This window comes from uncultured Brachybacterium sp., from assembly GCF_947500705.1.
Taxonomy (GTDB): domain Bacteria; phylum Actinomycetota; class Actinomycetes; order Actinomycetales; family Dermabacteraceae; genus Brachybacterium.
On the sequence record NZ_CANMSY010000012.1, the window covers coordinates 1 to 13,655 of the forward strand.

General features: G+C 69.9%; 13 protein-coding genes. 3 read left to right on the forward strand and 10 right to left on the reverse strand.

Annotated elements, in window-relative coordinates; translation table 11 throughout:
• Positions 1 to 287 precede the first annotated feature (287 nt).
• From Q0937_RS16025 to Q0937_RS16040, 4 genes are read right to left on the reverse strand one after another with little or no spacing between them, the layout of a single operon-like run.
• A complete protein-coding gene (locus Q0937_RS16025) occupies positions 288 to 1,598 on the reverse strand; it encodes an NAD(P)/FAD-dependent oxidoreductase (protein ID WP_299305737.1) in 1,311 nt (436 codons plus the stop codon).
• Positions 1,595 to 2,308 (reverse strand): class I SAM-dependent methyltransferase, encoded by a 714-nt coding sequence (locus Q0937_RS16030; protein WP_299305739.1) that lies wholly within the window; start codon positions 2,306 to 2,308, stop codon positions 1,595 to 1,597. The genes Q0937_RS16025 and Q0937_RS16030 overlap by 4 nt, the downstream gene beginning before the upstream one ends.
• Positions 2,305 to 3,468, reverse strand: coding sequence for a type III polyketide synthase (locus Q0937_RS16035; RefSeq protein ID WP_299305741.1), 1,164 nt, complete (start codon positions 3,466 to 3,468; stop codon positions 2,305 to 2,307). The genes Q0937_RS16030 and Q0937_RS16035 overlap by 4 nt, the downstream gene beginning before the upstream one ends.
• Complete coding sequence (locus Q0937_RS16040; RefSeq protein ID WP_299305744.1) at positions 3,465 to 4,247, reverse strand: OBAP family protein; 783 nt, start codon at positions 4,245 to 4,247, stop codon at positions 3,465 to 3,467. Before Q0937_RS16040 ends, Q0937_RS16035 begins: the two co-directional genes overlap by 4 nt.
• Positions 4,248 to 4,531: 284 nt before the next feature.
• Here Q0937_RS16040 and Q0937_RS16045 point away from each other — a divergent pair, with 284 nt between their 5' ends.
• Together Q0937_RS16045 and Q0937_RS16050 are read left to right on the forward strand one after the other, a co-directional pair.
• Positions 4,532 to 5,338, forward strand: a complete 807-nt coding sequence (locus Q0937_RS16045) for an SDR family oxidoreductase (RefSeq protein ID WP_299305746.1) — start codon at positions 4,532 to 4,534, stop codon at positions 5,336 to 5,338.
• Between the two features lie 60 nt (positions 5,339 to 5,398).
• Positions 5,399 to 5,806, forward strand: a complete 408-nt coding sequence (locus tag Q0937_RS16050; RefSeq protein WP_299305748.1) for a four-helix bundle copper-binding protein — start codon at positions 5,399 to 5,401, stop codon at positions 5,804 to 5,806.
• Positions 5,807 to 5,906: 100 nt separating this feature from the next.
• On the opposite strand, the gene Q0937_RS16055 is transcribed toward Q0937_RS16050, so the two are convergent.
• The 5 genes from Q0937_RS16055 to Q0937_RS16075 all read right to left on the reverse strand — a co-directional run bounded on the left by Q0937_RS16055 (position 5,907) and on the right by Q0937_RS16075 (position 10,573).
• Positions 5,907 to 6,884 carry a PfkB family carbohydrate kinase gene (locus Q0937_RS16055; RefSeq protein WP_299305750.1) on the reverse strand — a complete coding sequence of 326 codons (978 nt, stop codon included), beginning with the start codon at positions 6,882 to 6,884 and terminating at the stop codon, positions 5,907 to 5,909.
• 148 nt (positions 6,885 to 7,032) lie between these two features.
• Entirely contained in the window at positions 7,033 to 7,827 is a 795-nt protein-coding gene (locus tag Q0937_RS16060; protein ID WP_299305751.1) for an enoyl-CoA hydratase/isomerase family protein, read from the reverse strand.
• Between the two features lie 63 nt (positions 7,828 to 7,890).
• Entirely contained in the window at positions 7,891 to 8,667 is a 777-nt protein-coding gene (locus Q0937_RS16065; protein ID WP_299305752.1) for an SDR family NAD(P)-dependent oxidoreductase, read from the reverse strand.
• A 53-nt stretch (positions 8,668 to 8,720) separates the two neighbouring features.
• Positions 8,721 to 9,863 (reverse strand): acyl-CoA dehydrogenase family protein, encoded by a 1,143-nt coding sequence (locus Q0937_RS16070; RefSeq protein ID WP_299305753.1) that lies wholly within the window; start codon positions 9,861 to 9,863, stop codon positions 8,721 to 8,723.
• Between the two features lie 41 nt (positions 9,864 to 9,904).
• Positions 9,905 to 10,573: a TetR/AcrR family transcriptional regulator gene (locus tag Q0937_RS16075; RefSeq protein WP_299305754.1), complete on the reverse strand. Its 669-nt coding sequence runs from the start codon at positions 10,571 to 10,573 to the stop codon at positions 9,905 to 9,907.
• Positions 10,574 to 11,025: 452 nt separating this feature from the next.
• On the opposite strand from Q0937_RS16075, the gene Q0937_RS16080 reads away from it, so the two are divergent.
• Complete coding sequence (locus tag Q0937_RS16080) at positions 11,026 to 12,840, forward strand: HNH endonuclease (RefSeq protein WP_299305756.1); 1,815 nt, start codon at positions 11,026 to 11,028, stop codon at positions 12,838 to 12,840.
• Positions 12,841 to 12,957: 117 nt separating this feature from the next.
• On the opposite strand, the gene Q0937_RS16085 is transcribed toward Q0937_RS16080, so the two are convergent.
• Positions 12,958 to 13,629 (reverse strand): response regulator transcription factor, encoded by a 672-nt coding sequence (locus tag Q0937_RS16085; RefSeq protein WP_299305758.1) that lies wholly within the window; start codon positions 13,627 to 13,629, stop codon positions 12,958 to 12,960.
• Between the last annotated feature and the right edge of the window lie 26 nt (positions 13,630 to 13,655).

The following is a 13,655-nucleotide window of genomic DNA, read 5'->3' on the forward strand; positions in this document are numbered from 1 at the left end:
CGCCGATGGTACTGCACTCGGGAGGGTGTGGGAGAGTAGGTCGCCGCCGGACATCTTTGTGGGAGTGGGAGTGAGCTTGAGATCCTTGCGGGTTTCGCTCCTCCCACTCCCTTTTTTCATGCCCGAAAACAGGCCTTGGTGACTGGCGGACGCTGCATCGAACCGAACCGGGGCCGTGACTGACCCCGGCTGGAGTGGGCCTGCGTCGCTCATGCCAGTGGGAGCGGAGTCCGACCGGAGCGAGGACAGGAGGCGGCCGGCACGCAGCGCATGCTGCCCGCGCTGAGTCAGTGCCGGCGGGTCCACGCCATCGAGTAGGTCCATGCCAGGAGATGCCGCAGAGGCGTGTGCAGCGCTGCCCTCACGGCGGTGGCGCGGAGGACTGCGAGGGGAGCGGAGGTCGGTCGACCGAGCACGGTGTTCGCTGCCGCGATCAGGCCGGCCGTCCGTGCCCGGCGCTGCACGGACCTCTCGAAACGGAGCCACCCACTCACCGTTCGCAGGTCTCGTGCATCGGTCACGACGTCGATACGTGCAGCGAGGGGCGCGAGGTCCAGAGCGTCCAACCAGGCCAGCGTCATCCCCTGCCCGCCGATCGGGCTGATCTCATGCGCGGCGTCCCCGATCAGCACGCATCGTCGGGTCACGAGACGGTCCGCAGCGCGCCGGCGCACGGTGAAGGAGCTCAGCATGCTGACGGTGTCCGGATCAGGTGCGTTCCCTGTACGCTCGCGCACCAGCTCGACGAGCTCGTCCGGGGAGTTCCCGCGGAGAACGCTGTTCCCGGTGTGCACGACCCAGCGGCGGCGTCGACTGGGCAAGGGGAAGGACTCGACCACACCCTCCTGCTCGAGATGCACTGCCGCGTCCCGATCCTGCCGGGCCGCTGTCGGATCGACGAAGTCGCCCATCAGGTACGAATCGGGATAGTGACGCCCGCGCGTGCAGAGATGGAGCATCTCGCGCACCCCCGAGCGTGCCCCGTCGGCGCCGACCACCAGCTCCGCCTGGACGCTCAGGCTGCTGCTGCGGCTGCCGGGGGATGCGGCCCGTAGAGGTTCAGGAGAGTCACTCGGAGCATTCTCCGAGGTATTGCGCACGCCGTCGTCGTCGGTGCTGCGCGTTCTTTCGTCGCCGGTGCGGCGCGGTGCGATGCGGCGCGCCGTGACGACGACTCCGTGCGCCGACTCCTGGAGTCCGGTCACCTCCCACCCTCGTCGCAGCGCTGACGGCGAGAGGGCAGCCAGACGTGCTTCCAGCAGGGCCTCGGTGGATGACTGCGGCAACGCGAGGACGAAACCGTCGGACGATGCCCGTGCGAAACGGAGCGCGCCGAGTCCCCGGCCCCGGAACCGCGCCTCTCCACCGCGAATCGGCTGCCCGGCGTCTGCTGCCTGTTGCGCGATGCCCACCTCGCCCAGCGCGTGCAGCGCCGACGGGTGCAGCCCGATGGCCCGGGAATCGGACGAGGGAGCGGTGCGACGCTCCAGCACCGCGACGTCCACTCCGTGCTGGGCCAGGAGCGCGGCCAGGAACAGTCCTGCCGGCCCACCGCCGACGATCAGCACCTCGCATCTGAGGGCAGGCTGCTCCGTCATGGCGGGGTGATGCTGCGCGGATCCAGGGTGAGCAGGAGCCGGAACTTCCCCCGCGTCCTCACGTCCCAGCGCGGTGGAACCTGTTCTCGTAGCTCGGAGGCCGTGTAGCTGCGCCGGATCGAGGTCAGGCCGTCCTCGCGGATGAAGGACCCGCGGAAGAACGGCCAGGTGCCTGCGGAGAACAGGGAATAGGCGAGACGTCCGCGCTGGATGTCGCTGTGCACCGCGGCATGTCGCGCGAGGCGCTCGGAATCGTCGAGCAGCCCCTGCAGCTGGTCGGCATCGAGATGGTGGAGCAGATGGTTGGAGACGACGAGATCGAATCGGGCACCCTCGGAGACCAGCTCCTCCGAACGGACGCGGCGGTAGCGGACGCCGTCGACGGGCGGCTGGCGGGATGCCCAGGCGTGTGCTCGTGGATCGGGATCGATACCGGTGACCGAGAGGGTGAAACCGTCACCGCGGGCCCATCGCGCGAGCGCCCGGGAGATGTCGCCGCCTCCGCAGCCCACGTCCAGCAGGGTGTTCACGCCCTCGCGCCGCAGATGCGGCCTGAGCACATGGCGATATGTGCTGCGCCATCCGGCGACCAGGGCGTTGACGGTGCGGAACGAGGCATAGGTCCGTGCCAGCCGCTGTGGGTCGCAACCGGGATCGTCCATCTCCTCGGTCGCGCCCACGTCCCTGGTTCCCAGCGGTGGGAGGATCACTGGCGCTCCGCGGAGGCGTCCTCCGGGAGGGGAGCCCCGATCGCGGTGAGCAGGGCGGTCTCCACGGTGAGGCCGGGTCCGAAGGCCATGGAGCACACCCGTTCGCGTCGGTCGGGTGTCGCCGAGCGCAGGATCTTCTGGAGGACGAACATGACGGTGGCGCTGGACATGTTCCCGTAGTCGCGGAGCGTCTCCCGGGCGGGGAGGAGCTGCGCTGCGGTGAGGTCGAGCTTCGCCTCCACCTTGTCCAGGATGCTCCTGCCACCGGGGTGGATGGCCCAGTGCTCGATATCGCGGTACGGCAGGCCCTCGAGGTCGGGATCGTGGGCGAGCAGCGGGGCGAGGGCCCCGGTGATGTGCTCGTCGATGATGTGGGGAACATACGTCCCCAGCACCATCTCGAAGCCGTTGTCGCCGATGTTCCATGCCATCGCCTCTTCGCCCACCGGGGTGAGGACCGTCTCGAACTCGTCCAGCTGGAGCAGGGGAGTGCTGGCAGGAAAGTCCCGTCCGGTGATGATCGCGGCGGCGGCACCGTCGGCGAAGAGGGAGGAGCCGACGATGGTGTCGGGGTCGTTCGAGGTGCGCACGTGCAGCGTGCAGAGCTCGACGGTGGCCACGAGCACCACGGCCTCGGGGTTGGCGCGGCAGATGGTCTGGGCTTGGCGCAGCGCCGGCAGCGCCGCATAGCAGCCCATGAAACCGAGGTGATAGCGCTGCACCGCCGGGTCCAGGCTCAGAGCGCGGACGATGCGATAGTCGGGGCCGGGGGCGAAGAAGCCCGTGCAGGAGACGGTGATGACATGGGTGACGTCGGCCGCGGCGATTCCCTCCGCAGCGTCGAGAGCGGCGGCGGCGACCCGGGTGTACAGCTCCGTGGCCTCGCGCGCGAAGACCCGGTTCCGGGCTCCGGTGGTCGGATTCAGGAAACGACCCGTCCCCGCTTCGAAGAACACCGGCTCCCCGTCGTCGGGCGGACCCTCCCATTCCGCGAGGGCGCTAAAGCGGCGCTCGATGCCGGAGGCATCGAATGCCGTCGCGACCAGGCGCTTGCCCAGTCGGTTGAGGTCCGGCTGAGCGGCGAGGAGATCACGGACCTCTTCCTGCCGCAGCTCAGTGGCAGGGACTGCGACCTCGAGGGAACGGAGCGTGACGGTCACGACTGCCCCTCCCGCTCCGTCTCGCCGGGCACCGAGCCGTCGGGGCCGTCGGCCGAAGACGTCGGGGGGCCGAGGTCCTGCACTCCGGGGATCGGCGTCGTCCCCGTGAAGTGGTGCTTCAAGGCGTCCACCCCTCGTTGCGGTGCGGCCCGGTCCAGCAGCTCCTGGCGCCGTCGTCGCACCTCGGCGGGATCGATGCCGAATGCCGCGGCGCGATGCGACTCCAGGGCCGGGTCGCCTTCACCATCGCGGTTGAAGGACCACATGAGCATCGGCGCCCCCAGCGGGAGCTCGTCCCCGCCACCGGTGTCGTGACGCCCGGTGTGCCAGGTGTGCCAGGTCTTCCCGTAGGAGTTGACCAGCTCGGTCATCAGCTGCTGCTCGGCGACGGCGGGGAGCCCGGGTGCGATCAGCTGCCCCGAGAAGACCTCATAGTTGTGCGGGTGCCAGAGGTCCTTCTCCTCTTCCGGCAACGTGGCGAAAAGGTCTCCGGAGACGATGTACTCGATGCCGATCAGGTTGGCCTCCGCGGTGTTGCCGTCGAAGAGAACGCACTGGATGAGATCGTCGTTGACGACCTTGCAGTAGTGATGGGCCTCCATCTGCATGTCCGGCTCGTCCTTCGCAGGATGGAACCCCACCAGGTAGGCGTCGAATCCGCGCAGCGGTGGGGTGGACTGCAGAACTTTCGCCCCGAGCGTCAGCGCCGTGAACCGGGGCCCTTCGGGTCTCCCGGCGGGACGCAGCGGGGCGGGCCGTGACGGGATTCCGAGTCCCATGATCTCTCCTGTCCAGGACGGCCGTCGCGGCAGGATCACGTGCTCTCGCCGCGGTCGCCGTCTCCTTGTCGTGCTCCCAACCTACGTCGGGGGAACGGTCACTGCTGCTGGTTGACCGATCGGGTTGCTCGGCACCGAGCTCGCGTCGGCCCGATCATCGGTCTGGTCGGGGTTCGTTCGCACGGTGCTCGACCGGTCGGACCGGTTCCTTGGCGGATGCTCCGGGCAGGGTCTAGCGTCGAGAGCACGAGCAGATGGATCTGTCGCTGACACAGGAGCCCGCAATGTCCTTCGCCCCCACTCGCGCCATCGTCGTCGGTTCCGACTCCGGGATCGGGAGAGCCACAGCTGTCGCTCTGGCCGAAGCCGGTATGGACGTCGGTATCACCTTCAACACCGATCAGGAAGGCGCCGAGGCCACCGCCGCCGAGGTCCGCAGCCATGGCCGCAGTGCATCTGTGGCACACCTGGACACCACCGATCTCCACGGCGCCGGCGGCGTGGTCGACGCCCTGGTGGACCAGCTGGGCGGGCTCGACGTGTTCGTGCAGTGCTCCGGTGCCGGGCACAGCACCCTGTTCCTCGAGACGACCCTCGAGACCTGGCGGGACGTGATGGCGGTCGATCTCGACGGTGCCTTCGTCTGTCTCCAGGCAGCGGCCCGGCACCTGGTGGATGCCGGCAATGGTGGTCGCCTGATCGGCGTCACCAGCGTTCATGAGCACCAGCCGAAGGTCGGCTCCTCCGCCTATGACGCGGCGAAGCATGGCCTCGGCGGTCTGCTGAAGACCATCGCCCTCGAGCTCGGCGAGCACGGCATCACCGCCAACTCTGTCGCACCCGGCGAGATCGCCACCCCGATGACCGGGCAGACCGATCAGGACCCGCGGGCCCCGCAGGCCGAGGAGCGGCCCGGGGTGCCGCTGCGGCGTCCGGGCGACGCGCGCGAGGTCGCGGCCGTGATCGCCTTCCTCGCCTCTCCGCAGGCCTCCTATGTCACCGGCGCCTCCTGGGTGGTGGACGGCGGCATGCTGCAGATGGGACCGCAGGGAGCCTCGGCGACGGCCGACGACTCCTGGCGCCGGCCCTGACCGCGCTGGACTCCGATCGACCGGGAGAGATCCGGACCCACTGAGAGAGGAAGCACCGACATGACACACCACGTCCGCCCGATGATGGAGACCCACCCGGACAGCGGCGGCATCACCGACCTCCAGACCTTGAGCGCCTGCATCGAGGCCTGCCTGGATTGCGCCCAGAGCTGCACCGCCTGCGCCGATGCCTGTCTTGCCGAGGACATGGTCGCCGAGCTGCGGTCGTGCATCCGTCGCAACCTCGACTGTGCCGATCTGTGCGCGACGACGGCCCGCGTGCTCGCGCGGCGCACCCCCGATCTCGCGGTCGAGCGCACGTTGCTCGAGGCGTGTCGGGCGGCCTGTGCGGCGTGCGCCGAGGACTGCGAGCGGCACGCCGACATGCATGAGCACTGCCGCGTCTGCGCGGAAGCCTGCAGGGCATGTGAGACGGCATGCGCAGAGCTGCTCGCGGTGCTCGCCTGAGCCACCCGGGCACGTCGGCGTCCCGGGCTGCCTCGGGCCGCTCGGAATTTCGGGGCGCCGGGCTGCTAGGACGCGCCCGGCGTGACGCCCCTACCGGGGCTCAACGGTCCGTCGGGCGCTGATCCCGCAGGTCGGGGCGTCCGCCCAGTCGCTGCACGGTCGCGGTGGCCGCGGCGCTGGCGCGGTGCGCGGCTCGTTCGGGGGATTCTCCGCGGCGCAGGCCGATGACGAGCCCGGCGAGGAAGGCGTCGCCGGCTCCGGTGGGGTCGATAACCTGTTCAGTGCCATGCGGCACCAGCTCCTCACCCCCTGGCCACGCCACGAGATCGCCGTCGGGGACCGAGAGCGCGACGAGTCCCGCCCCGACCTCGAGGAGGTGCCGGGCCGCGCGCCGGCCGGACGCGTGATCCGTCACCTCGAGCCCGGTCATCAGGCGGGTCTCGGCGGCGTCCATCCGCACCACATCGGCCGCCGCGACCAGCCGGTCGCGCGCCTCGTCCTCGACGGCGCCGTCCAGGACGAGCCGTAGCCCTCGGTCCATGGCCAGCTCCGCACCGGCGAGCAGGACCGGGACCGGCTGCTGCAACTGCAGGCACACCGTGTCGACCCGGTCCGCGGCGGTCGCCGCTCCGCGCACATCCTCGACGGTGAGCAACGACTGCTCGGACACGTGCTCGACCAGTCGCCGCGTTCCCTCCCCGTCCACGATGTCCATCAGCAGCGCGGTCACCCCACGGCGGACGACGACGGAGAGGTCCAGGTGATCGGCACGGGCCTGCGCCAGCACCGCCTCTCCCGCCGCGTCGGTCCCTGCGACGCCGAGCAGGATCACCGGGGCTCCGAGCTGTCGCAGCGCGACCGCCTGATTGGCACCCTTGCCGCCGAGCATCTCGCGCCGTTCGACGGCTCTGGCGCTGCCCCCGGCCGACGGCCAGTCCTCGACGCGGAGCACCAGATCGCGGGCGATCTGGCCGATGACGAGAACGCCGCGGTCGAGGGCGGAGGTGGAGGTGGAGGCGGAGTCAGGCGCAGGTGCGGGCGCAGGGGCAGCATCAGGCGTGGCGTCAGGGACTGTCATGGCATCGTCGTACCACGGGGAGACGGTGCAGGGAAAGCCGCGGACCGCTCGAGGCTGAGGCGAGCGCCCAAGCGTGCGCCCAGGCGTGAGCCCAGCAGTGCGCCCAGGCGTGCTGGCAGGGTCGGCCGTGCTGTGCACCTGCCGTGGCTCACCTCCCGTCGAACTCCGGGGCCCGCTTGCCGAGGAATGCCGCAGCCCCCTCGGCCTTGTCCTCCGTGGTGTAGAGCAGGGTCTGCGCGAGCTGCTCCAGCAGCAGGCCCGTCCGCTGGTCTGCGTCCGCTCCCGGCCCGACGACCAGCTTGGCGAGCCGGATCGCGAGCGGACCCTTGGCGAGGATGCTCGCCATGATCTCCGCCGCGGTCTCCAGCAGCTCCGCGGCGGGTACCACCGTGGTCACCAGGCCATATCGTTCCGCCTGCTCAGCGCTCAGGGCCCGGCCGGTGAGGATCATCTCGAGCGCTCGGCCGGCGCCCACCAGGCGGGAGAGGCGCTGGGTGCCGCCCGCGCCGGGCAGCACCCCGAGCCCCACTTCGGGCAGGCCCATGCTCGCGGTCTCCGCAGCGATCCGGATGTCGCAGCTCATCGCGAGCTCCAACCCGCCGCCCATCGCGACGCCGTTCAGCGCCGCGAGCGTCGGCTTCGGGAAGTCCTGGATCCGGTCGAAGAGGCGCTGCATCACTGCGGCCAGCCCGTCGGCCACATCCCAGGCCGCGAGCTCGGAGATGTCGGCGCCGGCGGCGAAGGCCTTCGGGCCGCTGCCGGTGAGGATCACCCCGCGCACGGCGTCGTCGGTCGCCCAAAGATCCAGCGCCCGGGAGATATCGGCCTGCATGGTCGCGGTGAGGGCGTTGCGCTGGTCCGGGCGTTCGAGCGTGATCGTCCCGACCTGGGCCGCCACTTCGGTGCGGATCGTCTCGAAGGTCGGGGGCTGCTGCTCGGTCATGGTCGCCTGCTCTCTGCTCGGGTGGTGGGGGATCGGAGCCCGGCCTGTTGAGGTGCCTGCTGCTCAGGCCATGGTGAGTCCGCCGGAGACGGACAGGGTCTGGCCGGTGATGTAGCTCGAGGCGGGGGAGGCGAGGAAGGCGACGGCGTTCGCGAGATCCTCCGGCTGCGCGAGGCGACGCAGCGGGATCGCGCGCTCGAGCGATGCGCGCAGCGTCGGGCTGTCCTCAGAGATCGAGGCGAACAGCGGGGTGTCCGCCGGGCCGGGGCACACCACGTTCGCGGTGATGCCGGCGCGGGCGCTCTCACGGGCGAGGGTCTTCGTGAACGCGACGATCCCACCCTTGCAGGCCGAGTACACGGCCTCGCCGCTGGAGCCGACCCGCGCGGCGTCCGAGGCGATGTTCACGACGGTGCCGTGGCCCTGCTCGGTCATCACCCGCACCACCGACTGGCAGCAGTGCAGGGTGCCATAGAGGTTGATGCCGATGATGCGATCCCAGAGCACGGGATCCTGCTCGAGGAAGGGCCCTACCTTGTCCCAGCCGGCGTTGTTGACCAGCACATCGATACGGCCGAAGCGCCCTGTGACCTGGGCGGTCATCGCCTCCACGCTCGCGCGGTCGGAGATGTCGACCGTGACGGCGAGGGCGTCGCCGCCGAGCTCCGCGGCGACCTTGACGGCCGCGGCCTCGTCGCGATCGGCGACCACCACGATCGCTCCGTCGGCCGTGAGCCGGGTCGCAATGCCCTTGCCGATGCCGCTCGCGGCACCGGTGACGATGCAGATCCGTCCGGTGAGGTCCTGGTCGTTGGTGGCGGGGGCAGGGGTCCGGGCCATGGCAGGCCTCCTTGGGGTGATCCTCGGGTCGGTCCTCGGGGCAGGTGGTGCGCTCACGGCGCGACCTCGCGGTCCACGCTGTGGCGGGCGATGACGAGCTTCATGATCTGGGCGGTGCCGTCACCGATCTGCAGCCCGAGCACGTCGCGCAGGCGCTGCTCGATCGGCCGGTCGGTGAGATAGCCGTACTGGCCGTGGCTGAGCAGGCACTGGTGGATGACGTCGTACGCCGTCTTCGGCGCCCACAATTTGCACATCGCCGCCTCCTTCGTATGCGGCAGCCCGGAGTCCTTCAACCAGAGGGTCCTCTGGCAGAGCAGCCGGGCGGCCTCCAGCAGGGTCTCCGCCTCGGCCAACGGGAACGCCACCCCCTGGAAGGAGCTCAGCGGTCGGTCGAAGGCCATGCGCCCGCTGGTGTACTCCCAGGTCTCCTCGAGGGTGACCTGGGCGGCGCCGATCACCTGCAGACCGATCAGGGCGCGGGAGAAGTCGAATCCCTGCATCACCTGGGTGAACCCAGTGCCCAGCTCGCCCAGCAGGTTCTCCTCGGGGATCCAGGTGCCAGTGAACTCCACCAGCCCGCGGCCCACGGCTCTGGTGCCCACATCGGGGGCGACGCGGCGCTCGACCCCATCACGGTCCAGCTCCACCAGAAAGGCGCTGATGCCGTGGCCGCGGCGCCCCACCTCGGTGCGGGCGAACACCACGGCGGCGCTCGCGTGCATCGCGAAGGACATGGACTTGGTCCCGCTGAGCACCCAGCCGTCGGCCCGGGACCTGGCGGTCATCGACGGGTTGCCGGCGTCGGAGCCGGCACCTGGTTCCGAGAGTCCGATCGCCACGAGGTCCTCGCCTTTGGTGATGCGTGGGACCCAGCGCGCCGCCACCTCGGGGCGTGCGGTGCGCGCGAGGATCTGGCCGACGAGAGACCCGATGACCTGCACGTACGCGACGGTGAGGTCGCCCCGTGCGATCTGCTCGGTGAGCATGCCGGTGGTGAGCGCGCGCTCGCCGCGGCCGCCGAGCGCCGTCGGGAGCTCCGGGGCGATGAGCCCGCGTTCTCCCATGTGGAGGCGCAGCTCCGGCTCGATGCTCCGGTTCTTCTCGCGCTGCGGATAGTCGGGGGCGATCTGGGCGGCGACCTCGGCGGCCGCATCGATATAGCCCTGCATCGCGTCGTCGATGACGAAATCCATGAGGCCTCCTGAGGGTGCGGTGGGGGAGAGGGGAGCTGGAGTTACGTGAGTGCGCCGAGAAGATCGGGGTAGCGTCCGCGGTGCTCCGGGTGGATCGCGGTGGAGAGCAGGAGCGCTGTCTGGGCGCGGAGGAACTCCTCGAACGTCATGCGCGGCGCGAAGTACCAGTGCTTCAAGGCCCAGGAATGGGCCACCGTCAGCAGGTCGTAGGCGAACAGCTCAGCATGGATCGGCCGCAGCAGCCCCTGCTCGACGGCGGCATCCACGGCGCTGCGCAGCGGGTCGACGGTGCGGATCTCCAGCTCCTTGACGACCTGGCGACCCGCCTCGTCCAGAGTGTTCGACTCGCGATAGGTCAGCATCACCGCCTGGCGGTTCTCCCGGATGACGGTGCAGTAGGCGGCGAAGGCGCCGGCGATCTGGCGGACCGGGTCGTCCTCCGGCTCCAGCGCCTCGGAGAGGAGCCGTCCCATGTCATCGAGCACCCCTTCGGTCACGGCCTGCACGAGCTCCTGCTTGCTCGCGAAGTACCGGTAGATCAGGCCGACGGAGACTCCGGCCGCCGCCGCGATCGACTGCATGGAGACCGCCTGCGACCCGCTCCGCTCCATCAGGGGGACGGCCGCGTGCAGGATCTGCCGGCGGCGCGCATCGGACCTCGCAGCGCGGGCAGCCTCGTCGGGAGCGACCACTGTGTCGGCGCGGAGCATGCCCTTCCTCTCCTGAGGTGAACGTCGCTCACGAAAAGTGAACGGTGGTTCATTGTCGAGTGTGGCCCGGTGCGCGGGGGCGCGTCAAGGGGTGGGAATGTCGGTGCCGCGGGGCCGGGGCGGCTCCGCGCGCGTGCATCGACACCCGTGCATCGTCGGGAATCTGGGGCGATCGGGAATACGCGGGAGTCGGGATTCTGGAGTTGGGGAAGGCCGGGAGCGGCAGGATCTCGGCATCTCGTGGGTCATCGTGTCTTGGGTCATCGTGCGCGCTTCCCCCATGGCCTGGCTGACAGCAGTTCGGAGGCGACCGCCAAAGGGTCGTTCCTCCACAGTGCAGGTCTATCCACACTTCTTTCCACATTTTGTGAAGGGCCGACGGGGTTATCCACAGCATTCAAGGGCGCGTAGATCGGCGATTCGAATCTCCCTACGATCGAGGTATGGATGCGATGACGCCGAACAGTGACGGGGGCAGCCCCGGCGGGGATGAGCCCCGCCGTGACGCCGCCTCTCCGTCGGCGGATGCACTGACCGCCGTCGCCACCCAGTACGCCGACATCGACGCGAGCGGACCGGCTCGCATCCTGCTGGCGCAGGTCCTCGCCGCAGCTCTCATGGCCTTCACCGAAACCCGCGCGGTGCGCGATCCGTTGCCCGAGACCGCCCCCGGTTCCGCAGAGGAAGCATTGGCCGTCCTCGCCGGGCTCGACCACCTGCGCGCCTCCCTCGCCGCGGTCGATGCCACCTGGCAGGTCGCCGCGGAGCAGCGGATCCGCGCATCCGACCGAGACCGCGGCCTCCCCGCCTCGAAGCAGGGCAAGGGGGTGAACCACGAGCTCGGCCTCGCGCGTCGGATCTCGCCCTCCGCCTCGTCCTTCTCTCTCGCCTCGGCGCGCCGGCTCTCCCAGCACATGCCGGGCATGATCGACAGCATGTGGGAGGGCTCCGTCGCCGAGCAGCAGGCGTCCGTGGTCGCGGGAGCTCTCAACGGGGCGAGCCCGGAGACCTGCGCACGGATCGACGAGATGATCCGGCAGGATCCCAGCATCCTGGAGGGGAAGGGCCATAAGCGTCTCCGCTCAGACATCGACGAGCTGATCCAGCAGCTTGAGCCCGAGAACTCGCGCGCACGGGCAGAGCGTGCCGCCCGGGCCCGTCACGTGACGATGACGCCGCTGGCAGACGGGATGGCGCGCGTGACCGCGGTGCTGCGCGGGATCGATGCCGCCGGCATGATGCATGTGCTGGCCGTCCACGCCAGATCACTGAAGGCTGCGGGGGAGCGGGCCCCTATGCCGGCGCTCGAAGCGGATCTGATGGTCGATGCCATCCTCCATCCACCCCAGCCCCAGCCCCAGCCCTCGCCGCTCGCGCCGCAAGGGCGTGCTCCCACGGAGTTCCAGGAGCAGAGCGCCTCCGAATCCCAAGAACGCAGCGATGACCGGTCTCCAGAGCGGGCGCCTTCTGCGCCGCGTCGACCCCGCCCGACCCCGTCTCTCGACATCGGAATCGTCATCAGCGACACCGCGCTCCTGGGCCGCGATGATGATGCCGAGAGCGCGCATCTCGAGGGCTACGGGACGATCCCCGCCCACATCGTCTCGGACACCCTGCTCGGCAGGCCTCCCGGCCAGCTGCAATCGGTCGATGAGCTCCATCCCGACGATGAGGTCTCCGCGGTGTTCCGTCGCCTCTACACCAGCCCTCGCACCGGCGAGCTGATTGCGATGGAATCTCGATCGCGGGCGTTCCCCGTCGGCCTGGCCCGGATGATCCGATGGCGAGACACCACCTGCCGCACCCCCTGGTGCAACGCGAAGATCCGCCAGAGCGACCACGTCATCCCGCACCACCGCGGCGGGCTCACCAGCTACGCGAACGGCCAAGGGCTGTGCGTGCGCTGCAACCTGCTCAAAGAGCACGGGCTGTGGGTGCTCACGGCACTCGCGCCGACAAACAGCGACGTCGACCCGAACCTGATCGAGGCCAGCTCCGCCGAGTCGGACCCTCACCAGCCGGGCACCCGACTGACGGCGAAGACGCCAGCATCCACGGGGCACAGGACTCCGACCCCACAGCCCCCGCCGGCCGCCTGGATCTGGACCAGTCCGCATGGAGCTCAGGGCATCTCGACGACGCCGCCGATGCTGGCCCCGCGCACCTCGCTGACAGAGGACAGACCCTCCGATGGAGACGACTCGGACCCGACCGAGGGCCAGGCCACAGAACCACCGGAAGAACCCGACCCTGGGTCACCGGTGTGAGTGCACGATGTCGTGAGCCGTGCCCAGATCGACCAGGATGAGAGGTCCAGTTCTCGCGCATCCGGCTGACCGATTCCTGGCCGAACGCGCGGTGCTCTGCAGCGCCTTCCGGCACACCTACCCGCCGACGTTCACGACTCCCAGCTCGTACGCCCGGATGACCGCTTGGACCCGGCTGGGCAGGTTGAGCTTGACGAGGATCCGACCGAAATGCGCTTTGACGGTGGATTCGCTCAGGTGCAGCGTCTGCGCGATCTCCGCATTGGTGAGTCCGCGACCCACCAGCAGGAACACCTCCCGCTCCCGCTCGGACAGCAGCGAGAGCTGGTTCCCGGCCTCGCGGCCCGCCGGCCCGGGTAGGTGGGGCGCGGCGAGCTCGATCAGCTTCGCCGTCACCCGTGGCGAGACCACCGCATCACCGGTTCTCACCGTGCGCACCGCGGCCACCAGTTCGTCGGGCCGGGTGTTCTTCAGCAGGAACCCGGCCGCACCGGCCTGCAGCGCCCCGAAGGCGAACTCGTCGCGATCGTAGGTGGTCAGCACCAGGACACGGACGTTCGGCAGCGCGGCGGAGAGCTGCTTCGTGGCCTCGATGCCGTCCATCCCCGGCATGCGCACATCCATCAGCACCACATCGGGCTGGAGCTGACGGGCAGCGCGGAGCGCCTCCGCGCCGTCGGCCGCCTCGGCCACGACCTCGATATCGGGTTGGGCATCGAGCACCAGGCGCAGGCCGTACCGGATGAGCTCCTGGTCATCGACCAACAGCACACGAATGCTCTCCGCCACGGCGGTCTCCTCTCTCATCACGCCTT